The sequence below is a fragment of the Micromonospora trifolii genome (assembly GCF_022229005.1).
In the GTDB taxonomy this organism is placed as follows: domain Bacteria; phylum Actinomycetota; class Actinomycetes; order Mycobacteriales; family Micromonosporaceae; genus Micromonospora; species Micromonospora trifolii.
Genome location: NZ_JAKKFD010000021.1, coordinates 33,030 through 53,734 on the forward strand (window position 1 = coordinate 33,030; position 20,705 = coordinate 53,734).

Below are 20,705 nucleotides of genomic sequence, written 5' to 3' on the forward strand. Positions count from 1 at the left end.
ATGGTCCGATGGGCAGAGCCAAAGCGTCCGCGTCCGAGGGGTCCATATCGGCCGGGTCCGACTTCCTGCACCTGACCGTCACCGACGCGGCGCCGGGCGGGCGCGCCGACTGGCTGACCGACCGGCTGCGGCAGGCCATCGCCGAGGGGCGGGTGCCGGTCGGTGACCGGCTGCCCCCGACCCGGGTGCTCGCCGCCGACCTCGGTGTCTCCCGGGGCGTGGTCACCGAGGCGTACCAACGCCTGACCGAGGAGGGGCACATCGCCGGTCGGGGCCGGGCCGGCACCGTGGTCGTCGCCGCGCCGGCCGCGCCCACACCCACACCGGCCGCCGCGCCGGCACCGGCCGCGACCTTTCCGCCGGCACCGGGCACCGACATCTTCGACGCGGTACGCGCGGCGCACGCGAGCATCGACCTGACGCCCGGCGTACCCGATCTGGCCGCCTTCCCCCGCGCGGACTGGCTGCGCGCCGAACGGAGCGTGCTGCGCCGCGTCGCCGCGGCCGACCTCGGCTACGGCGACCCCTGTGGCACACCCGCGCTGCGACAGGCCGTCGCCGCCTGGCTGGCCCGCAACCGCGGCATCAGCGTCGACCCCGCCGAGGTGATCATCGTGGCCGGCGTCTCCCAGGCGCTCGGGCTGCTCGCCCAGGCGCTCACCGCCGCCGGCGTCGACCGGATCGCCGTCGAGGACCCGGGCTCGCTCGGGGTGCGGCAACACCTGAACAACTGGCGGATGGACACCCCGCCGATCACCGTCGACGACGCCGGGCTGCGGGTCGACGAGTTGACAGCCAGCGGCATACCGGCCGTGATGCTCACCCCCGCGCACCAGTTCCCGACCGGCGTGGTGCTCGACGGCGACCGCCGCCGCCAGCTCGTCGCCTGGGCGCGGGCCGGCGGTCTGATCATCGAGGACGACTACGACGCCGAGCACCGCTACGACCGTCCTCCGGTGCCCGCGCTGCGCGGTCTGCTGCCCGAGCAGGTCTGCTACGCCGGCAGCGTCTCCAAACTGCTCGCCCCCGCCCTGCGGGTCGGCTGGCTGCTCGTGCCGGCTCGGCTACGCGAGGCCGTGGTCGCCGCCAAGCGCAACGCCGACCTGGGCAACGCCGTGCTCCCGCAACTGGTGCTGGCGGAGCTGATGACCTCCGGCGCCTTCGAGCGGCACCTACGGCTGCTGCGGCGGCGACACATCCGGCGGCGGGACGCCATGATCGCCGCGCTGGCCCGCGCGTTGCCCTCGGCGACGGTGCACGGCGCCGCCGCCGGCCTGCACCTGATGATCACGCTGGACGACACAGTGGTCGACACCGAGCTGGCGGCGGCGACGCTGGCGCGCGGAGTGAAGGTGCAACCGCTGTCCTGGCACTGCCAGCGGCCGTACCGGCCCGGCCTGGTGCTCGGCTACGCGGCCCGGACACCCACCGAGATCGCCGACGGCGTCGCCGCTGTCGCCGCCGCGCTCGGCTCCGGTTAGGGCGTGTTTCGGAAGTGCTCCCCGACGTATCCTTCGCCGGTGGGACTGCGGTTCGAGACGCGCGGGTCCGACTCGCCATGGGTCGACACCGTGTGGACCTGCACGAGCGAGCAGGTCACCACGATGACGTCAGTGGCAGGCGTGCGGTGGGGCCTGGTGTTCTGGGAGCAGGCCGGCCGGACGTACGCGAGCATCAGCGGCCCCGAGACCCGAACCGGCACGGCGCCGGTGCCCGAGGGCGCTACCTTCACCGGTATCGAGTTCGCAGTGGGCACCTCGCTGCGGGCCGTGCCCACGCCGACGCTCGTCGACGGCGGCATCGAGCTGCCCGACACCACACCCCGGACGTTCCGGCTGGACGGCACGCGCTGGGAGACACCAGGCCCCGACGACGCCGAAGCCCTGGTCGACAGCCTCGTCCGGGCCGGGACCGTGGTCCGTGACCCGCTCGTCGCCGAGCTGCTGCGGGGCCACCGTCCGGCCGTCTCGGGGCGTACCGTCGAACGCCGGTTCCGCGCCGCGACCGGGCTGACGCGCGGCGCGGTCCGGCAGATCGAGCGGGCCCGCGCGGCGGCTGAGTTGCTGGCTACCGGCGACCCGGCCTCCGACGTGGTCGCCAAGCTCGACTACTTCGACGAGCCGCACCTGGCCCGGGCACTGCGCGCCTACCTCGGACGCACAGTCCGGCAGCTACGCGAGGGCACCGGCGGCGCCATCGCCCTCGACCTGGATCAGCGCCTGACCTCGTAGACCACCTTGAGGATCCCGTTCGGGTAGCTCTCCGACTCCCGCAGCGTCAGCATGTGCTTGTCGCGGTCGGCCCGGCCGAACAGGCTCTTGCCGGCACCGAGCAGCACGGGGAAGACGAGCAGGTTGTACTGGTCGATCAGCCCCTCATCGGAAAGCCGCCGGGCCAGCTCCGCGCTCCCGTGGATGAAGATCGCGCCGCCCTCGCCCTGCTTGAGCGCGGCGACGTCAGCTGTCGAGCGCAGAATCGTCGTCGGCCCCCACCCGTCGACGAGCGCGTCGTCGGACAGCGTGCTCGACACCACGTACTTGGGCAGCTCCCTGTAGCCGGCGTGGTCCTCCGAACCGGGCCAGACCGGCGCGAACGCCTCGTAGCTGCGACGGCCGAACATCAACGCCGTCGTGCCGACAAGCTCCTCGCCCTTCAGCGACCAGGCCTCCGGGACGAACTCGAGGTCCTTGAACACCCAACCGCCGCTGCGGTGCTCCTCACCCGGCCCGCCGCCGGGTGAGTCCACGACGCCGTCGAGCGACATGAAACCGGTGTAGACCAGGTCACGCATTGTGGTGTCTCCTCATGCTTGGAAGCGGGCTGCCGGGTCCACGCTAGATCGCAGTCGCGCCGCTGTCTTGGACGGAAACGACAGCGGGTGGTGCCGCGACCGGGCCCCGGGCCCACCGGGCTCAGCCCAGGAACAGCTGGACGAGGACCAGCACGGCGAGCAGCGCCGGCCCCCGTGACCCCTGACGCATCAGGTCGACCGGAATCATTCCGAACGGCGTGTTGACCGTCGCGCCGCCGTAGTTGATCGGCGGGCGGGTGCCGGCCCGGAACGCGGCGGCCACCACCCCCAGCGCCAGCGTCGGCGCCAGCCAGGCCGGCCCCGGATCGACAGACGGCAGGGTCAGCAACCACCACAGGCCCGCACCGACCGCCGGCACCACCACGTGGATCCCACGCAGCAGGTTGTCGCTGCCACCGAGCGCCCGGCGCAGCCCGGGAGACCGGCTGACCGATCGCAGACCGCCGGTCAGCCGGTTCGCGGCGAGGTACGCGAACACCACCTGGGCGGCCCCGGCCAACCCGGGCAGGGCGAGCGCGGCAGCGTACTGCACCCCGATCAGCGCCGCCCAGATCAGCACGGCGCTCGGGTGGCGGCGCAACCGGCGTACGTCGGCCTGGAGCAGCGCCCACCAGCCGGGGCCGGGCCGGAACCGGCGGCTGTGAACCCGGCCGATCCGGCGCCAGCGGCGGCTCTCCACCAGGCCGGCGAGCAGGCTCGGGTCCAGCAGGATCGTGGCCGTGGCGGCGGCGTTGGCAAACTGCGCGCCGGTGGTCAGGGTGGCCCGGTCGACCCGGGGCAGCGCGCGCACCGCGAGGGTCATGCCCAGGCCAGCGAGGGGCAACGCGGCGGCGAACAACGCGACGGTGGGCGTCGTCGCCGGCCGGGGCAGCCCGTCTCCGAGGCGACCGACGAGCACCACCAGAGCGGTGATCACGGCCGCCGCCACCATCGGCACCGCCCCGACCACTGTCGGCCAGCGTCGCCCCGACCGGCTGCTCTGGGCGACGACGCTGAGCGCCAGCGCGGCCGCACCCCAGCCCGCGCCGGCCGCCGCCGCCCAGCCCAGGGCGGGCGGCTCGGTGACCCCACCAAGCGCCGCCACCGCCACTCCGAGCGCCGCGGTGCCGGCCGCCGCACCCATCAGCAACAGAACGAAGCGCGGCGCCAGCCAGGCCCGCCGGTCGATGGGCGCGCTCGTCGCCCAGCTCTGCGTCGCCGGGGTGACCAGCAGCGGGCCGAGCGCGCGCAGACCACGCCAGGCGAGCCCCGCGCCGGCCAGCAGCGCGGCCACCGCCAGCCACCACCGCACCCCCGGCTCGGCCTGCCCCACAGTGGGGGAGTCCAGCAGGTCGCGGCTGGCGCTGATCGCGAACCAGCCGTACATGCCCACGAACAGGACCATGACGTACGCGTCGCCGAGCACGTCACCGAGCGAATGGTCGTGGTGCCGGCTGCGGGCCTTGCGCAGGTGCGTCCGCACCTGTCGAGCGGTCGGCACCCCGGCCAGCGTGTCGGCGATCGTGGCCGGTGCGGCGGTCACTTGCCGATCTCGATGCGCTCGTCGACCACCGCGTCGATCAGCTCCGGGTCGTGCGAGGCCAGCAGCACGGCCGTGCCCGCCGCCCGTTCCCGCAGCAGTCGGTCGGCGAGCCACTGTCGCCCGCGGACGTCCAGCCGCTGCTCGGGCTCGTCCAGGATCAGCACCCGGCGTGGCCGCACGAAACAGGACGCCAGCGCCAGCCGGCGGCGCTGCCCACTGGACAGTGTCACCGGCAGTTGGTCGCGGGCCGGCTCCAGACCCAGCTCGGCGAGGACCTCCTCGACCGGCTCGGCGTCACCCCCGTGGGCGTACGCGACCAACTCCAGGTGCTCGACCACCGACAGGTCGGGGAAGAAGTCGATGTCGTCCAGGGCGGCCGCCACCAGCGCCCTCACCTGAGGATCGGTCTCGTCGGCCCGGCGGCCCTGCACCAGCACCTCACCCGCGTCCGGCCGGTCGGCACCCACGACACAGCGCAGCAGTGTGGTCTTTCCGCTGCCGTTGGGGCCCAGCACCACAGCGATCCGGCCCGCGGGGAGCGTGAAGCTCACCTCGTCGAGCACGACCAGGTTGCCGAAGTTGCGACTGAGTCCCCGTACCGAGAGCGCGTCCACGATCACAGAGTCTCCCAGAGCCGTGCCACCGACCAACCCGAGCGACCTACGTCACTCGACTGTCGGCGTCGTCCTCCAGTCGGGAGTCGGCGGCGGCCAACCCCTGGGCGTCGGCGACCTCCTCGGCCACCGCCGCCGCGTCCGCCCAGTGCCGCCGCGCGTCGGCCCGGTCACCCAGCGCGTCGCAGGCGTCACCCAGGTAGAGCAGGGTGCGCGCCAGCCCGGCGGTCGGCTGAATTTCCTCGCGCAGCCGGCGGCTCTCGGCCAGCAGCTCGTACGCCGTCCGCGCCTGCCCCGGAGTGCTGCTCAGCAGCGTCGCCCCGGCGTTGAGCAGCGCCGTCGCCCGGCTGGTCGGGTCGTTGACCGACTCGTACTCGCGCAGTGCGGCCCGCCACGCCTGGGCGGCGTCCAGGTGCTCACCGAGCGCCGCGTGCACCAGCACCAGGTTGGTCAACGCCGCCGCGTACCCGCGCGCGTCGCCCACCGACCGGAACGTGTTCGCCGCCCGCACCAGATGGTGGTGCGCGGTGTCCGGTTCGCCCCGGGCCAGCTGGGCCGCGCCCAGACCCAGCTCGGTGAGGGCGTGCCCGGCCCGGTCGGCGCCGGAGCGGTGTCGGCGGGACATCTCCAGGTGCTCCACCGCGTCGTCGAGCTGCCCCAGGTCGAGCAGGGCCAGGCCGAGGTTCATCCGTGCCTGGGCGTTGCCCCGCCGCCCCCGCTCGTTGACCGCGAGGGTGAGCGCGGCCGCCGCCCCCTGCGGGTCGTGCCGGCGTCGACGCAGCACCCCCAGCTCGTTGTGCGCCCACCCGGCGATCTCGGGGCGGTCGTCGGCGGTCGGGGTGGCCAGTACGGTGCGGCAGACCTGCTCCCACTCGTCGAGCCGATCGGCGTACGCCAGCCACCCGCACAGCGCCACGGCCAGCCGGAACCACCACCGGCGGACCCGGCGGGGCAACGTCTCCTTCGCGCCGGCCGGCACCCGCACGACTGCCAGCAGCAGCTCCTGGTGCAGGTCGAACCACCCGTACGGGTCGTCGTCCAGCGGCAGCGACCACTCCCGGTCGGGTGGGGAGCCGAGCACCGCCAGGTTGGCCGCGTGCCGTTCGGCCCGGCGGGCCAGGTGCCGGGTCAGCCGGGCCTGCGCGGCGACCCGGGCCCGCGCCGGGTCCGCGTCCCGCAGGTGCAGTCGGGCGCTTCCGGCCAGCAGGGGGCGGATCTCGTACCGGTCGCCGGGCGCGCCGATCACGAACGCGGCGGCGGCCAACCGGTCGAGCAGGGCGGTGACCAGCTCGGGGTGCCGCCCGGCCAGCGCGGCGATGGTGGGCCGGTCCACCGGGGCGGGGACCAGCGACATCAGTCGGTACAACCGGCGGGCCTGGCGGGGCAACACCCGGTACGCGATGTCTCGTTCGGTGACCAGGCGGGCCGCCGGTGAGACGGCGAGCCGCTGGTGTGGTGGCGTCTGCACCGCGCGGCGCAGCGCGTCCAGCACGTCGGAGTGCCGCCAGCCGTGTTGAGCGGTGCGGTAACCGAGCGCCCGGACGGTCCGCGGTTGTCGCCCGCACAGGTCGACGATTTCGCGTACCGCCGGGTCGGTGCGCGGGTCGGCGCGACGGACCCGGGCGGCGGGCGCGGCCCCGCCCGCCGTCGCGAACAGCTCCACCGCCTCGGAGGTGCCCGGTTCGGCGATCCAGTGCGCGACCACACCCTCCAGACCGACCAGCGCCGGACCGCCGGCGAGCAGCAGGCGGCAGGTGCGCGCGGTGGGCGGTAACAGTGGCCGGACCTGGTCGGGGCGGTCGACGTTGTCCAGCACCAGCAGGATCTTGCGACCGTCGAGCTGACCGCGCAGCGCGTCAGCGGCGGCGGCGAGCGCGTCCGGCCGGCCGGAGGTCGGCGGGGCGGTGCCCAGGATCCGGGCCAGCGCGGTGAGCACCTTCCGGGCCGAGCGGGGTCGGCCCCGCCGCCGCAGGTCCAGGTAGTACTGCCCGTCGGGGAAGTCCTCCCGGCACTGGTTGGCGGCCTGTACCGCGCACGCGGAGGTGCCCACCGCGCGCCGGCCCAGGACCGCCACCGCGTGCTCCCGGGTGAGTAGACCGACGAGCGCGTCGACGTGCTCGTCGCGACCGGTGAACTCGGCCGTGTAGGGCAGGGTGGGCGCCCCGGTGGCCGGGGTGGTGAGCACCTCCGTCGGCTCGGGGCCGACCTCCCGGCCGGCCCGGCGGCGGCGCACCTCGTACACGACGTAACCCACCACGCCGCTGGAGGCCAGGACGATGGTCACCGGCCCGAGCACGCTGGCCGCCAGTTCGGAGAGGAGATTGCCGGCCAGGTTGCTGGCCACGTTGGCGAGGATGCTGCCGACCACGCCGCCGATCGCGATCAGCGCCGGCCAGCGCGAGCCGCCGCGCGGGCCACCCGGCCCGGTCACCGCACGCCGCCGGAGACGAGCCCGGCGACCAGGTGCCGCCGCGAGAGGACCACCAGCACCACCGGCAGCACCGAGGCGAGCACCGAGCTGGCGGCCAGCGCGCCACTGTTGCTCACGAAACTGCGGGTCTGCTCGGCCAGGAACGGCCCGAGCGGCGACGACCCCGGCCCACCGAACAACCGCCCCACCACGAGGTCGTTCCAGACCTGGACGAACTCCAGCACGGAGACCGCCACCACCGCTGACCGGTTGTGCCGGGCCAGCCGGCGCAGGGTGTGCCACCACCGGCGCCCACCCAGCCGCGCGTCGCGGACCTGCTCGACCGGCAGGTCGGCGAACGCGTTGCGCAGCACCAGCACCGCGAACGGCACACCCAGCGCGATGTGCACCAGGGCCAGGCCCTGGGCCGTGCCGGAGGAGAGCACCAGGCCCAGCACCTCGTTGACCGGCCCGGCGATGACCTGGATCGGCACGACGCTGGCCGCCAGCAGCAGCAGCCCGGTGGCCTGCGCGGCCGGCCCGGTCAACCAGGCCAACGGGTACGCGGCCAGCAGCGCGACCACCAGCACCGTGGCGGTCACCGCGGTGGCCAACAGCAGTGTGAAGCCCAGCGTCCGCCACAGCTCGGTGCCGGTGACCAGGTTGCGGTAGGACTCGGCGTTCGGCGGTGTCGACCACCAACCGCGCGCGGCGGCGTCCACCCGCCCGTGCGCCGACGTGGCGACCAGCACTGCCAGCGGCACCAGCCAGGCGATCGCGGCGCCCGCCGCGAGCAGCCGGAACACCCGCCGGGGCGGGGCGACCGGAGCGGGCTCCGGTGCCGCCTCGACGCGCGGCGGGGGCCAGGCCTGTCGGACGAAGAGCGCGGCCACCATGATCCCGCCGATCACCGCCACCAGCCACACCACGCCGAGCGCGGCGCCGTCGCCGGTGGTGGTGCCCCCGGACGTCTGCCAGATCCGCAGTGCCAGCACCGAGGCCTCGTCCCGGACCGAACCGGGGGTCATCACCAGGATGAGATCGAACGTGCGGCTGGTGCCGACCGCCACCAACGCGAAGACCACAGCTGTCGTCCGCAGCAGCAGTGGCCGCCACTGCGCGTCCCACAGCACATGGCGACGCTTACCGCCGTAGGCGCGGACCGCGTCGGCGAGGCTCGGCGGCACCGCGTCGAGCGCGGACCGGAAGACCAGCACCGCCAACCCGACCCAGGCCCAGACGAACGCCGACATCAACGCGACGGTGACCATCCCCGGCCCGAGCAACTGCGGCGCGTCCTCCACCGAGCGGCCGGTCAGCCGGGTCGCGACCAGCGTGGCCAGCCCCCGGCTCGGGTCCGGGTCGTACATCAGCCGGAAGGTGACCCCGGTGACGACCAGCGGCAACGCCACCGGCACCAGGAGGATCAACCGGACCAGGCCGCCCTCCTGGGAACGGCGGGACGCGGCGGCGAGCAGATAGCCCAGGGCCGTCACCACCGCCGGCACCAGCAGGGCCCAGAGGACCGTCCGGCCGACCACCGCGCCGGTGCCCGGGGCGGCGAGCGCGGTCCGGAAGTGCGCCGCGCCGACCCAGCGACCGTCGGTGGTGACACTGGCGTGCATGGTCCGCAGCACCGGCCACAGCACCAGCCCGCCGAGCAGTACCGCGGCCGGCAGCAGCAGGGCCGACGTGGCCCCCGCGGCCGGATAGGCCCGACCCCGTCGGGCCGGGCCGACGTCGTCGAGGACCGCCAGCTCACCGAGGACCCGCACCTGGCTCATCGCCCGCCCCCCACGCTGCGGGCCGCCGCGGCGAGCAGGCCGGTGGCCTGGCGGATCGCCTCGCTGGCACGGACCCCGTCGGTGACGTCGGCGAAGAAGCCCTGCATGATCCGCCAGATGCCGACCCCGTCCGAGCCGGTGAACGCCCCGCGCAGTTGGTCGGAGAGGTCGAAACGCAGGGTGCCGGGGGCCCGCATCTCCGTGGCGAGTTGCTTGCCGACGCCGTCGGTGTAGCTGGTTATCGAGACATTGGTGTTGGGCGACAGGTAACCGCCTTGGCGTAGCCACGGCTGGAACGAGTCGGCCCTGGCGAGCCATTCGACAAGCTCGACCCCGCCCTGGGCGTCGGCGAACGCCACCGCCGCGTCCCCACCGACGATCAGAGGACCGCCGCCCGGCTGGGCGCCCGGGAACCGGAACGTGACAGGTGCCTCCGGGCCGCGTCGGAACGGACGGACGACGTCGGCGGTGAAGTCGGCTCCGAGGAGCATCACCGCCCGTCGGGCGTGCACCACCTGGATCACCGACTCCTCGTACTGGGTGAGCAGGGCACGACGGCCGCCGCCGACGAACGCGCCGTCGATGCTCCACAGCCCGGCGAGGCGGTCCAGGGCGTCGCGTACCGGCTTGTCCCGCCAGTCGGCGCCCTGTTGGGCGAGGGCGTAGTAGCTGTCGGGTGCCATGTCGGCCAGGACGTTCTCGAACCAGTCGGTCAGCACCCAGCCGTCCGCGGCGCCGATGGCCAGGGGCACCGGGCCGCCGTCGCGTCGAGCGCGCGCGGCGAGCTCCCTGGTCCGCTGGAGCAGCTCGTCCCAGGTGGTCGGCGGCGCGGGCAGCATGGAGGGCAGGTGCCAGACCAGCGACTTGTGCGCCGCCTTGACCCACACGCCGTAGCGTTCGCTCTCGGTCATCAGCAGATCGCTCAGCTCGACGCGCACGGCGTAGTCGGTGGACGGGCGCACCGGGCTCAGCCACCCGCGCTGGGCGTACTCGGTGACCAGGCCGGGGCGCGGCAGGATCGCCACGTCCGGGCTGGTGCCGGCCAGGTGTCGGGCGCGCAGGAACGCGTCGATGTCGTTGCCGGCGCTGACCACCTGCACCGGGGCGGGGTAGCCGGCGACGACCTCGCGGAACCGGTCCAGCTCGCTGGTGCTCCAGACCACCGCCACCTGCACCGACCGGGTCCCGCCGGAGCAGCCGGCGGCCAGCGCGGTGGCACCCGCGGCGGCGGCGCGCAGCAGCGTACGACGACTCACGCCGGCGGACGGTCTCATCGGGTCGCCTCGCTCGGCTCGGTGACCAGCTCGTGCCGCACCGGTATCTCCGCCAGGGTGGCCGGGTCGGCGGTGCAGACCAGCACCGCCACCCCGGGGGCGTCCGGCGGCGAGAGGCGAGGCATCAGGTCACCGAGACGGCTGTCGCCCGCCGAACCGGCCGGCAGGTCGACCACCAGCACCTCGGGCAGGCAGGCCGCCGCGCGGGCGAGCGCCACCCGGAACCGCTGGGCGGCGGAGATCTGGTGCGGCAGCAGGGCGAGGGAGAGCCCCAACTCGAGCCGGTCGACCACCGTGGCCGTCCAGTCGTTGGCCACCTCGTGCACCCGTTCGCGTTTGCGCTGCCCGTACTCGATGTTGCGCCGCACGGTGAGCTGCGGCAGCAGCGCGCCACCGGCGGGTACGTAGCCGATCTGCCGGCGGGGCGGCGCCAGGCCGGTGACGTCCCGGTCGCCGACGAGGACGCGACCGGTCACCGGCGGGGCCAGCCCGGCCAGCACCCGGGCGACCGCCGTGCCGAACCGGGGCGGCGCCACCAGGGCGGCGAGCGTGCCGGCGGGAACGTCGAGGGTCACCGGCCCGGTGCCGGGGACGGCGACCAGTGCGCGTAGCCGTAACGTGACCCTCACCTCCGGTGACCATTGATGACCGTCCCAGGGTGGCACACCGTGACGACAATCGACGCCCCCGACGCTTCCACTGTGGAGAGGGTCGGGGCTGTTCAGTCGGGGGAGTAGAGCGCGGCGAGCCCGGCCGCCGTGGCGGCCAGCCGTTCCCGCAGCGCCACCGGGGCCAGCACCTCGACGTCGGCACCGAGGCGTAGCAGCTCACCGTGGGCGTGGGTGAGCGACTCGATCGGCAGCACCGCTGTCACCCAGCCCCGCGCGTCCGGTGATCCGGCGCTGCTGTCCATCGCTGTCACCACCGGATCGCTGCCGACCTCGCGCAACCGCTCCCGCCCGGCGGGGGACAGGCGGACGTGGGCCTCGTCGCGGTGCAGCCGGGCCCGGAACTGCACCACGTGCGCCCGCCACCAGGACGGAAGGTCGAAGTCGGCGGGTCGGTCGAACTCCTGCGCCAGTGGGGTCAACGCGAGGATCTGGTTGACCCGGTAGGTCGCCGGCGCGCCCCGGCCGGGCTGGTCGGCCACCACATACCAACGGCCGCCCTTGAGCACCAGGCCGTACGGCTCCAGGACCCGGGTCACCTCGCCGTTCCAGCCGCGGTAGCGCACCTCGACGCGGTGTTGTCGCCAGACCGCCTCGGCCGTGCGGGCCAGCTCGGGGGAGGCGTCGCCGTCGGCGTACCACCCGGGAGTGTCCAGGTGGAAGCGTTGTTGCAGTCGGGTCGCCCGGTCGCGCAGCGGCGCGGGGAGCGCGGCGTGCAACTTGAGTTGCAGCGCCGCCACCACGTCGCCGTAGCCCAACTCGTCCGCGGGGCCGGGCAGCCCGGCGAGGAACAGCCGGTCGGCCTCCTCGGCGGTCAGCCCGGTCAGTCGGGTCCGCCAGCCGTCGACCAGTTGGTAGCCGCCGGCGTGCCCGGCCTCGCCGTAGAGCGGGATGCCGGCGGCGTGCAGCGACTCGACGTCCCGGTAGATGGTGCGGGGGGAGACGGCCAACCGCTCGGCGAGCTGCGCTGCGGTCAACCGCCCGTGCGACTGGAGCAGCAGCAGGACGGAGAGAAGTCGAGAAGCCCGCACTTCACTGACACTAGTTGTCAGGGGACCCGTCCTACCGTCCCGGCATGGCATTTCGCGACAAGGAATTACGAACGCCCGGACCGGTGCTGATCGGCGGCCGGCACCTGAAGCGTTACCACATAGACCAGCCGGAGCGACCAATCGAACCCGACGTGGAGAAGGCCGCGTACGACCTGCTGCCCGACCTGCTGGCCGACGTCGTCGACGACGGCACCCCGGCCGCCGGGTGGGTGGTGCTGCACCGGGGCGCGGACAGCGGCGCCTATCTGCTGGCGTACACCTGGGTGTGGGACAACGCCGTGGAGGTCCGCGTCGCCGCGGCCGGGCAGCCGGCGCTGGACTGTCCCGACGACGACCCGGCACACTTCGTCCACCTACGCCGCCCGGCAGTGGGCTGCGTCTGGGAGTTGGCGGTTCTGGAACACGAGCGGGCCGCCTGGGTGCAGCACATGCTGCTGCCGGGCAGTCCGAATCTGACCGATTATCTGCGTGACACGCGAGCGGAAGGGCCGGTGGGCCGCTGATGGGCGACTTCGACTTCTTTGTGGGCACCTGGAACGTCGTCAATCGGCGGTTGCGTAAGCGACTTGTCGGCTCGGACGAGTGGGAGGAGTTCCCGGGGGTGTCGGTGGCGCACGGGTTCTTCGCCGGTGGCGGTCACTTCGACGAGATCACGTTCCCGACCAAGGGCTCCGCTGGTGCCACTGTCCGGATCTTCGACCCGGCTCGCGAGGAGTGGTCGATCTACTGGCTGAGCAGCGTCGACGGGGTGCTGGGACTGCCACCGATGGTGGGTCGTTTCGTCGACGGGGTGGGCCGCTTCTACGCCGACGACCAACACGAGGGGCGGCCGGTCCGGTGCCGGTTCATCTGGTCGGACATCAGCGCGACCACCGCCCGCTGGGAGCAGGCGTTCTCGGTCGACGGCGAGCAGACCTGGGAGACCAACTGGATCATGACGTTCACCCGAGCGTCCACGGACTAGCCTGCGGGCCATGCGGAGATGGCAGCGGATGGACCCGTGGGGTGTCGGGCAGGTGCTCACCGGGTTCATGTTCGCCACCGGGTCGGTGCTGACCGTGACCACTGTTGTCTTCGCCGGGCGAGCATTGATCCGGGGTGAGGTCGACGTCCGGACCGCCCTGGGCATGGCCGGCGGCCTCACCGTCATGGGGGTGTGGTTGACCCTCGTCCTCCGTATGCACCTGGCCGGGATCTACGTCAACGACCGGGGCGTACGGCTTCGGCACCTGTTCTCCACCCGGACCCTGCCGTGGTCGCAGGTGACCCGGTTCGAGGCGCGCCCAGCGCTGTTCCTCGGCGGGCCCACGTCGCGCCTCGCCTGCTGGGTGCGCACGACCGACGGGGCGTTCGAGTCGGCGGTGCAGCGGCGGAGCAGGAGTGGGGGCTGGCGGAAGAACAACGGGCCGGTACTCGCCGTGGCGGACTTCGACCAGCTGCTCGTCCGGCTGGCCGAGCAGCATGCCGCCCGCGGACGTGCCGGAGGTCGGCTCGACAGTCGGGGAGCGGCCTCCCGATAGTTCCCGGCCAAACGGGCGCGGTGTTAGGGTCCGATCACCGCCCCGGATGGAGGAACGCGATGGCCTCCGACCACGTCGACGTGCTGATCATCGGCGCCGGCCTGTCCGGCATCGGTGCCGCCTGCCACCTTCGCCGGAACTGCCCCGACAAGACGTACGCGGTGCTGGAGGCGCGCGACGCCATCGGCGGCACCTGGGATTTGTTCCACTACCCGGGCATCCGCTCCGACTCGGACATGTTCACCCTCGGCTACTCGTTCAAGCCGTGGACCGCGCCGAAGGCCATCGCCGACGGCACGACCATCCTGGAGTACGTGCGGGAGACCGCCCGGGAGTACGACGTGCCGCGGCACATCCGCTTCCGCCACCGGGTGCTCCGCGCCGAGTGGGACAGTGACACCGCCCGTTGGACGGTGCACGCCCAGCGCACCGACACCGCCGAGATCGTGGTGCTGACCTGCTCGTTCCTCTTCGCGTGCGCCGGCTACTACCGCTACGACGAGGGTTACACCCCGCCCCTGCCGGGTGTCGACGCGTACGCCGGGCGGCTGGTGCACCCGCAGCACTGGCCCGAGGACCTCGACCACAGCGGCAAGCGGGTGGTGGTGATCGGCAGCGGCGCCACGGCTGTCACACTGGTGCCGGCGATGGCCCAGCGGGCCGCGCACGTGACGATGCTCCAGCGCTCACCGACGTACATTCTGGCGCTGCCCGCCCGCGACCGGCTGGCCGACGCGGTGCGGCGTTGGCTGCCCGCGAAGGCCGCGTATCCGGTGGTGCGCTGGAAGAACGTCCTGCTGTCCACAGTCAACTTCCAGCTCAGCCGGCGTGCGCCCGGCCTGGTGAAGCGGGCGCTGCGCCGGGCCGCGCGGGGCCGGCTCCCGGTGGGGTACGACGTCGACCGGCACTTCTCGCCCCGCTACGACCCCTGGGACCAGCGGCTCTGCGTCGCACCCGACGGCGACCTGTTCACTGCCGTGGGCGAGGGCACCGCGTCGGTGGTCACCGACACCATCGACACCTTCACCGCGAACGGTGTCCGACTGACCTCCGGCGCGGAGCTGCCCGCCGACATCGTGGTCACCGCGACCGGGCTCAACCTGCTCGCCCTCGGTGGCCTGACGCTGCGGGTGGACGGCGTCGACGTCGACCTGCCGAGCACCGTGGCCTACAAGGGCATGATGCTCTCCGGCGTGCCGAACTTCGCGCTGACGCTCGGCTACACCAACGCGTCGTGGACGCTCAAGGCCGACCTGGTCGCCGGCTACGTCTGCCGACTGCTGCGGCACCTCGACCGCACCGGGCAGCAGGTCGTCACCCCGCTCCCACCGCCCGACGCCGAGCGGGTGCCGCTGATCGACCTGCGCTCCGGCTACGTCCTGCGCGCCGTCCACACGCTGCCCAGACAGGGCGCGACAGCGCCGTGGCGGCTGCACCAGAACTACGCCCGCGACGTCCTGCTGATGCGGCACGGCCGGCTCACCGACGAGGGTGTGCGGTTCTCGCGCCCCGGCGAGGTGACAGTGCCCGAGGACACCCGACGTCCCGTCGCGTCCGAGCGTCGGTAACCGCGAGCAGAGGAGCAGGATCGTGCAGAGGTTCGACTTCGCCGGCGCGACAGCGGTGGTCACCGGGGCAGCCAGTGGCATCGGCGCCGCGCTGGCCCACGCGCTGGCCCGCCGAGGCAGCGATCTGGTCCTGCTGGACCGCGACGCCGAGCGGCTGGACGCGGTCACCGCCGCGATCCGCGCCGAGCACCCGGATCGTCAGCTCGCCACGTACCTGGTGGACCTCGCCGACCAGACCGCCACCGCCCAGGTGGCCGTGGAGATCGGCCAGCGGCACCCCCGGGTACGCCTGCTGATCAACAATGCCGGCGTGGGCCTCGGCGGTCGGTTCGACCAGGTGACGTTCGACGAGTTCAGCTGGGTGATCGACGTCAACTTCCGGGCCGTGGCGCAGCTGACCCACGCCCTGCTGCCCACCCTCCGGGCCGAGCCGGGCGCGCACCTGGTCAACATCTCCAGCCTGTTCGGGCTGATCGCGCCGGCCGGGCAGACCGCGTACGCGGCGAGCAAGTTCGCCGTACGCGGCTTCACCGAGGCGCTGCGCCACGAGCTGGTCGACGACGGCATCGGGGTGACATCGGTGCACCCCGGCGGCATCCGCACCCGGATCACCGAGAACGCCCGGATCGGCAGTGGCGTCTCCCACGACGAGTACGCGGCCGGTCGGGCCCAGTTCGAGAAACTGCTGACCATCGCGCCGGAGCGGGCCGCCGAGGTGATCCTGCGCGGCGTCGAACGGCGACGGGGCCGGGTGTTGATCGGCTGGTCGGCGAAGCTGCCCGACCTGCTGGCCCGGGTCATGCCGGCCTCGTACAACCGGCTCCTGGTCACCGGCCTGAACCGGGGCGTGGTCCGCCCGGTGCCGCCCACTTCCGGCGTTCCCGTGCAACGCCCCGCCGACACCCTCGCCGACCCGGCCCGCGAGGTGGCGTGACGGCGGTTCAGGCCGGTTCGGCCACCGTCGCGCCCGGGGCCACGTCGCGGCTGCGCATCACCACTGTCAGCGCCACGAGAGCGACGAGCAGCGCCGCCACCGCGTACACCGGGGCCGGACCGAGCGGCGCGAGCAGCGCCAGCAGCGCGACGACCGGGAAGGCGACGACCACAGCGCCGTGCTGCTGCCGGCGTACGTGCAGCACCCAGACCGTGAGCAGGAAGACGGCGACCGGGACGGCCACCGCGTACCCGGCGGTCCTCTCCGAGATGTGCGCGAGGTGCCGCTCGTAGTCCACCGACACGCTCAGACCCGCGCCGGCTGCGGCGACCGCCGCGAAGATCAGGTAGTGGCCATAACCCCAGATCAGGGAGTACGGCTGCCGGTCGGGAGCCTTGTTCGGCCGGTCGAAGTAGAGCCACCAGAGCGCGAACACGATGACCGCCCCGGCCGCCGCGAGCGACCAGAGGTCGTGTTCGCCGGCGTCGAGCCCGTCCTGGATCGCCAGGGAGACGGCCCCCACCGCCTCACCGAGCACGATCAGGGTGAACAGTCCGTAGCGTTCGGTGATGTGCGCGGGGTGCCACGGGGTCATCCCGGGGCGTTCGGCCACCGCCGGCACCGCCAGGTCGGCCAGCACCAGCAGCACGAACGCCGCCATGCCCCACTCGGCGGGCAGCAACAGGCGCAGCAGCCAGCCGAGCTGCACCACCGTCACGCCGATCGCGTAGCGGCTGGCCGCCGCCCGGTGCGCGGGGTCGCCGATGGCCGCTCGGCTCCACTGCACGACGGCGGCCAGGCGCATCACCACGTACCCGTACGTGATCACGCGGAAATCAGCGTCGGTGAACGCCGAGGGCACCCCGGCGGCGATGATCAACGCTCCGGCGATCTGCACCAGCGTGGTGATCCGGTAGAGATCGTCGTCGGTGTCGTAGGCCGAGGCGAACCAGGTGAAGTTCATCCACGACCACCAGATCGCGAAGAAGACCATCAGGTACCCGGCCAGCGCGTGGCCGATCTGGTCCTCGGAGACGGCGTGGTGCAGGTTGCCGGCGGCCTGCGCCACGGCCACCACGAAGCACAGGTCGAAGAAGAGCTCCAGCGGCGTGGCCGTGCGGTGCGGCTCGTCGCGACGATGTGGCCGCATCGGCCGGTAGAACGGCCGCACCGACCGAGACTGGGTCACCGCAGCTCCTCAGGCCGCCCGCGCCGGGTCAGCCGCGCCGACGGCCGTGGGTCAGCCCCTCCAGCACCAGGGTCAGCCCCGCGCCGACCAGCCAGACGTCCTTGGCCAGCCCCGCACCCTGCTGGGTCGGGCGGATGCTGCCGGGCTCGCGCATCCCCGGCGTCTTCAGGTACAGCTGCACCAGGCCCGCGCCGAACGCGGTCAGGCCGAGCCCGACCAGGGGCGCCGGGACGAACGGCGCGATCAGCGCGGCCCCCAGGGCGATCTCCGAGTACGACAGGAGCTTGGCGAAGCGCGTCGGCTCCAGTTGGCCGAGCTGGGGCATGGCGGCGACCGCCATCCCGTGCAGGCCCTCCGCGGCGGTGCCCTCCAGGGTGCGCTTGCCCAGACCCGAGTTGAGGAAGTACGCGCCGATGCTGACCCGTAGCGGCAGGTGCGCGAATTTCATTGTCACTCCCGTTGGCCGTGGTCCAATGCGGCCCGCGTACCCCGGACCGCCCGCGATAACCGCCGGGCCGGCTGGGCTGGCCGTGGTGGTCGCGGTAGGTTCGCCGGGGGCCCACCGCCGAGCCCGTGGCACACCCGCGCACCCCGGCACCCGGTCCCGCCGCAGACCACCAGCAGGAGGCGAAGTGAGCCAGGAAGTCCGGGGAGTCATCTCCCGCAGCAAGGGCGCACCGGTCGAGGTCACCACCATCGTGGTGCCCGATCCCGGGCCCGGTGAGGCGATCGTCCGGATTCAGTCGTGCGGCGTCTGCCACACCGACCTGCACTACCGTGAGGGTGGCATCAACGACGACTACCCGTTCCTGCTCGGTCACGAGGCGGCGGGCATCGTGGAGCAGGTCGGCGACGGCGTAACCGACGTCGCCCCGGGCGATTTCGTGGTGCTCAACTGGCGGGCCGTCTGCGGCGTGTGCCGCGCCTGCCGCCGGGGTCGGCCCTGGTACTGCTTCAACACCCACAACGCCACCCAGCGGATGACCCTCACCGACGGCACCGAACTCGCCCCGGCGCTGGGCATCGGGGCGTTCGCCGAGAAGACCCTGGTGCACGCCGGGCAGTGCACGAAGGTGGACCCGGCGGCCCGTCCCGCCGCCGTGGGTCTGCTCGGCTGCGGAGTGATGGCCGGGCTGGGCGCGGCGATGAACACCGGGAACGTCACCCGGGGCGACTCGGTAGCGGTGATCGGTTGCGGCGGCGTCGGGGACGCGGCGGTCGCCGGTGCGCTCCTCGCCGGCGCCACCACGATCGTCGCGGTGGACACCGACAGCCGCAAGCTCGACTGGGCCCGCAAGTTCGGCGCCACGCACACGGTGAACGCCTCCGAGACCGACCCGGTCGAGGCGATCCGTGCCGCCACCGGTGGCTTCGGCGCCGACGTGGTGATCGACGCGGTCGGCCGTCCGGAGACGTGGAAGCAGGCGTTCTACGCCCGCGACCTGGCCGGCACTGTGGTGCTGGTCGGCGTACCGACCCCGCAGATGCAGATCGAGCTGCCGCTGCTGGACGTCTTCGGGCGCGGCGGCGCCCTCAAGTCCAGTTGGTACGGCGACTGCCTGCCCAGCCGGGACTTCCCGATGCTCACCGAGCTGTATCTGCAGGGCCGGCTCGACCTGGACGCGTTCGTCACCGAGGAGATCGCGCTCGACCAGGTCGAGAACGCCTTCGACCGGATGCACCACGGCGACGTGCTCCGCTCGGTGGTGGTGTTCCCGTGACCGCCCGCGTCGACCACGCGGTCACCTCGGGCACGTTCTCCCTGGACGGGCAGACGTTCGACGTGGACAACAACGTGTGGGTGATCGGTGACGACCGCGAGTGCGTCGTCCTGGACGCGCCGCACGACGTGGCGGCGATCCTCGCCCTGGTGGGCGACCGGCAGGTCCGGGCGATCCTGGCCACCCACGGCCACGACGATCACGTCCGCGTGGCGCCAGAACTGGCCGAGGCCACCGGGGCGCCGGTGCTGCTGCACGCCGCGGACCGGGTCCTCTGGGACATGGTCCACCCGCACCTGCCGCCCAACGGCGAGTTGCACGACGGGCAGAGCATCGAGGTGGGCGGCACCACGCTGCGGGTGCTGCACACCCCCGGGCACAGCCCCGGGGCGTGCAGCTTCCACGCGCCGGAGTTGGGCGCGGTGTTCACCGGTGACACGCTCTTCGCCGGTGGCCCGGGCGCGACGGGCCGCTCGTACAGCGACTTCGGCACCATCGTCCGGTCGATCCGCACCCGCCTGCTGACGCTCCCCGCGGAGACGGTCGTGCACACCGGCCACGGCGACGACACGACGATCGGCGCGGAGGCGCCGCACCTGCAGGAGTGGCTGGACCGCGGCCACTGACCCCCGCGGGCGTCTCAGGTTTGGCTGCCGCGTTGGCGCGTGGTCGACGGGCTCAACGTTCGTCGGCCGCGCCCAGCACCGGTTTGACGTCCAGGATCGGGGTGCCGTCGAGGGCCTCCAGGTCGGCCACCTCGATACGCAGCCCGTCCACCGCCAGGACCCGCACCCGGTGCAGCCCGATCGGGTTGGGCCGGTGCGGGGAGCGGGTGCTGAACACCCCGGTCTCCGGCCGGTTCTCGTCGCCGCGTGGGTGCACCGCGAGCACGTCGCGCCGGGCGCGGTCCAACCAGGTCAGCACCAGTAGCTCCGTGCCGACCCGCAGCTCACGCAGGGCCCGCTCGACCTGCGGGTCGAAGACCAGCCACGCCGGTGGCGCACCCTCGTCGCCCTGCCGTGGCGCGCTCGCCGCGTCGGTCAGCGACGAGGCGACCCGACCGACCGGGCGCAGCAGGCACGCGTCATCGCTCACTGCCTCGACCACCCTCGCTCCCTCCTGGACGGTCCCAACCTAGCCCCGTCGCGACGTTAGGATCCCGCTCATGGCCGCCGACTCGCCCGCCCCCGTCGTCCGTCAGCTGCGCCTCGTGGTGGAGGCCGCCGACCACGAGGCCGCCGTCGCGTTCTTCCGCGACGCCCTGGGCCTGCCGGAGGAGGCGGCGTTCAGTGGCGAGGGGGATGCGCGGGTGGTGATCCTGGACGCCGGCCGCGCCACCCTGGAGATCGCCAACCCCGCGCAGAAACGCCTGATCGACGAGGTCGAGGTGGGTCGGCAGGTCGCGCCGCGTATCCGGGTGGCTTTCGAGGTGGACGACGCGGAGGCGACGACCGCCCGACTGGTGGCCGCCGGGGCGAGCGAGGTCGCGCCGCCGACGCGTACGCCGTGGCAGTCGCTCAACTCCCGCCTCGACGCCCCCGCCGACCTGCACATCACCATCTTCCAGGAGCTGGGCACCGGGATGGACGATGATGACCCCGGACATGACGGCGACGTCTGAACGGGGCGGCCGGCGC

Annotated in this window: 21 protein-coding genes; 10 read left to right on the forward strand and 11 right to left on the reverse strand. The window is 73.4% G+C overall.

What is annotated here, in order from left to right; translation table 11 throughout:
- Window positions 1–8: 8 nt before the first annotated feature.
- Together pdxR and NIE79_RS14000 are read left to right on the forward strand one after the other, a co-directional pair.
- Window positions 9–1,481 carry a MocR-like pyridoxine biosynthesis transcription factor PdxR gene (gene pdxR, locus NIE79_RS13995; RefSeq protein ID WP_238678974.1) on the forward strand — a complete coding sequence of 491 codons (1,473 nt, stop codon included), beginning with the start codon at window positions 9–11 and terminating at the stop codon, window positions 1,479–1,481.
- Window positions 1,482–1,520: 39 nt separating this feature from the next.
- Window positions 1,521–2,231: a helix-turn-helix domain-containing protein gene (locus NIE79_RS14000; protein ID WP_238678975.1), complete on the forward strand. Its 711-nt coding sequence runs from the start codon at window positions 1,521–1,523 to the stop codon at window positions 2,229–2,231.
- Here NIE79_RS14000 and NIE79_RS14005 read toward each other — a convergent pair.
- The 8 genes from NIE79_RS14005 to NIE79_RS14040 form a co-directional block, all read right to left on the reverse strand.
- Entirely contained in the window at window positions 2,213–2,791 is a 579-nt protein-coding gene (locus tag NIE79_RS14005; RefSeq protein WP_238678976.1) for a dihydrofolate reductase family protein, read from the reverse strand. The genes NIE79_RS14000 and NIE79_RS14005 overlap by 19 nt on opposite strands.
- Before the next feature lie 121 nt (window positions 2,792–2,912).
- On the reverse strand, window positions 2,913–4,334 hold the full coding sequence (locus NIE79_RS14010) for a DUF6297 family protein (protein WP_238678977.1): 1,422 nt from the start codon (window positions 4,332–4,334) through the stop codon (window positions 2,913–2,915).
- The gene (locus NIE79_RS14015; protein WP_112602474.1) at window positions 4,331–4,954 is read right to left on the reverse strand and encodes an ABC transporter ATP-binding protein; all 624 of its coding nucleotides are present in this window, start codon (window positions 4,952–4,954) and stop codon (window positions 4,331–4,333) included. The genes NIE79_RS14010 and NIE79_RS14015 overlap by 4 nt, the downstream gene beginning before the upstream one ends.
- Window positions 4,955–4,994: 40 nt before the next feature.
- The gene (locus tag NIE79_RS14020) at window positions 4,995–7,379 is read right to left on the reverse strand and encodes a tetratricopeptide repeat protein (protein WP_238678978.1); all 2,385 of its coding nucleotides are present in this window, start codon (window positions 7,377–7,379) and stop codon (window positions 4,995–4,997) included.
- Entirely contained in the window at window positions 7,376–9,142 is a 1,767-nt protein-coding gene (locus NIE79_RS14025; protein WP_238678979.1) for an ABC transporter permease, read from the reverse strand. The genes NIE79_RS14020 and NIE79_RS14025 overlap by 4 nt, the downstream gene beginning before the upstream one ends.
- The gene (locus tag NIE79_RS14030; RefSeq protein ID WP_238678980.1) at window positions 9,139–10,398 is read right to left on the reverse strand and encodes a type 2 periplasmic-binding domain-containing protein; all 1,260 of its coding nucleotides are present in this window, start codon (window positions 10,396–10,398) and stop codon (window positions 9,139–9,141) included. The genes NIE79_RS14025 and NIE79_RS14030 overlap by 4 nt, the downstream gene beginning before the upstream one ends.
- A gap of 14 nt (window positions 10,399–10,412) precedes the next feature.
- The gene (locus tag NIE79_RS14035) at window positions 10,413–11,045 is read right to left on the reverse strand and encodes an ATP-binding cassette domain-containing protein (RefSeq protein WP_238678981.1); all 633 of its coding nucleotides are present in this window, start codon (window positions 11,043–11,045) and stop codon (window positions 10,413–10,415) included.
- A gap of 92 nt (window positions 11,046–11,137) precedes the next feature.
- Complete coding sequence (locus NIE79_RS14040; RefSeq protein ID WP_238678982.1) at window positions 11,138–12,115, reverse strand: helix-turn-helix transcriptional regulator; 978 nt, start codon at window positions 12,113–12,115, stop codon at window positions 11,138–11,140.
- Window positions 12,116–12,159: 44 nt separating this feature from the next.
- Here NIE79_RS14040 and NIE79_RS14045 point away from each other — a divergent pair, with 44 nt between their 5' ends.
- The 5 genes from NIE79_RS14045 to NIE79_RS14065 are packed head-to-tail and all read left to right on the forward strand — an operon-like array spanning window position 12,160 to window position 16,158.
- Window positions 12,160–12,639 carry a hypothetical protein gene (locus NIE79_RS14045; RefSeq protein ID WP_238678983.1) on the forward strand — a complete coding sequence of 160 codons (480 nt, stop codon included), beginning with the start codon at window positions 12,160–12,162 and terminating at the stop codon, window positions 12,637–12,639.
- Window positions 12,639–13,100, forward strand: coding sequence for a hypothetical protein (locus NIE79_RS14050; RefSeq protein ID WP_238678984.1), 462 nt, complete (start codon window positions 12,639–12,641; stop codon window positions 13,098–13,100). Before NIE79_RS14045 ends, NIE79_RS14050 begins: the two co-directional genes overlap by 1 nt.
- A gap of 10 nt (window positions 13,101–13,110) precedes the next feature.
- Entirely contained in the window at window positions 13,111–13,656 is a 546-nt protein-coding gene (locus NIE79_RS14055) for a PH domain-containing protein (protein WP_238678985.1), read from the forward strand.
- A gap of 59 nt (window positions 13,657–13,715) precedes the next feature.
- Window positions 13,716–15,224 (forward strand): flavin-containing monooxygenase, encoded by a 1,509-nt coding sequence (locus tag NIE79_RS14060; protein ID WP_238678986.1) that lies wholly within the window; start codon window positions 13,716–13,718, stop codon window positions 15,222–15,224.
- A gap of 22 nt (window positions 15,225–15,246) precedes the next feature.
- On the forward strand, window positions 15,247–16,158 hold the full coding sequence (locus NIE79_RS14065) for an SDR family NAD(P)-dependent oxidoreductase (protein WP_238678987.1): 912 nt from the start codon (window positions 15,247–15,249) through the stop codon (window positions 16,156–16,158).
- Between the two features lie 7 nt (window positions 16,159–16,165).
- Here NIE79_RS14065 and NIE79_RS14070 read toward each other — a convergent pair whose 3' ends face one another.
- Both NIE79_RS14070 and NIE79_RS14075 read right to left on the reverse strand, forming a co-directional pair.
- A complete protein-coding gene (locus NIE79_RS14070; RefSeq protein WP_238678988.1) occupies window positions 16,166–17,347 on the reverse strand; it encodes a low temperature requirement protein A in 1,182 nt (393 codons plus the stop codon).
- Between the two features lie 28 nt (window positions 17,348–17,375).
- The gene (locus NIE79_RS14075) at window positions 17,376–17,795 is read right to left on the reverse strand and encodes a hypothetical protein (RefSeq protein WP_238678989.1); all 420 of its coding nucleotides are present in this window, start codon (window positions 17,793–17,795) and stop codon (window positions 17,376–17,378) included.
- Window positions 17,796–17,979: 184 nt separating this feature from the next.
- Here NIE79_RS14075 and NIE79_RS14080 point away from each other — a divergent pair, with 184 nt between their 5' ends.
- Entirely contained in the window at window positions 17,980–19,068 is a 1,089-nt protein-coding gene (locus NIE79_RS14080; RefSeq protein WP_238678990.1) for an S-(hydroxymethyl)mycothiol dehydrogenase, read from the forward strand.
- The gene (locus NIE79_RS14085; protein WP_238678991.1) at window positions 19,065–19,694 is read left to right on the forward strand and encodes an MBL fold metallo-hydrolase; all 630 of its coding nucleotides are present in this window, start codon (window positions 19,065–19,067) and stop codon (window positions 19,692–19,694) included. The genes NIE79_RS14080 and NIE79_RS14085 overlap by 4 nt, the downstream gene beginning before the upstream one ends.
- Before the next feature lie 52 nt (window positions 19,695–19,746).
- Here NIE79_RS14085 and tsaA read toward each other — a convergent pair whose 3' ends face one another.
- Complete coding sequence (tsaA, locus tag NIE79_RS14090; RefSeq protein WP_238678992.1) at window positions 19,747–20,163, reverse strand: tRNA (N6-threonylcarbamoyladenosine(37)-N6)-methyltransferase TrmO; 417 nt, start codon at window positions 20,161–20,163, stop codon at window positions 19,747–19,749.
- A gap of 70 nt (window positions 20,164–20,233) precedes the next feature.
- On the opposite strand from tsaA, the gene NIE79_RS14095 reads away from it, so the two are divergent.
- The gene (locus NIE79_RS14095) at window positions 20,234–20,689 is read left to right on the forward strand and encodes a VOC family protein (RefSeq protein WP_238678993.1); all 456 of its coding nucleotides are present in this window, start codon (window positions 20,234–20,236) and stop codon (window positions 20,687–20,689) included.
- Window positions 20,690–20,705 lie beyond the last annotated feature (16 nt).

Excerpts from the sequence above, each read along its gene's own strand:
- NIE79_RS14060 (WP_238678986.1), top strand. The coding sequence starts at position 13,716 with ATGGCCTCCGACCACGTCGACGTGCTGATCATCGGCGCCGGCCTGTCC.
- NIE79_RS14025 (WP_238678979.1), bottom strand. The coding sequence starts at position 9,142 with ATGAGCCAGGTGCGGGTCCTCGGTGAGCTGGCGGTCCTCGACGACGTC.
- NIE79_RS14075 (WP_238678989.1), bottom strand. The coding sequence starts at position 17,795 with ATGAAATTCGCGCACCTGCCGCTACGGGTCAGCATCGGCGCGTACTTC.
- NIE79_RS14045 (WP_238678983.1), top strand. The coding sequence starts at position 12,160 with ATGGCATTTCGCGACAAGGAATTACGAACGCCCGGACCGGTGCTGATC.
- NIE79_RS14055 (WP_238678985.1), top strand. The coding sequence starts at position 13,111 with ATGCGGAGATGGCAGCGGATGGACCCGTGGGGTGTCGGGCAGGTGCTC.
- NIE79_RS14005 (WP_238678976.1), bottom strand. The coding sequence starts at position 2,791 with ATGCGTGACCTGGTCTACACCGGTTTCATGTCGCTCGACGGCGTCGTG.
- NIE79_RS14050 (WP_238678984.1), top strand. The coding sequence starts at position 12,639 with ATGGGCGACTTCGACTTCTTTGTGGGCACCTGGAACGTCGTCAATCGG.
- NIE79_RS14095 (WP_238678993.1), top strand. The coding sequence starts at position 20,234 with ATGGCCGCCGACTCGCCCGCCCCCGTCGTCCGTCAGCTGCGCCTCGTG.
- pdxR (WP_238678974.1), top strand. The coding sequence starts at position 9 with ATGGGCAGAGCCAAAGCGTCCGCGTCCGAGGGGTCCATATCGGCCGGG.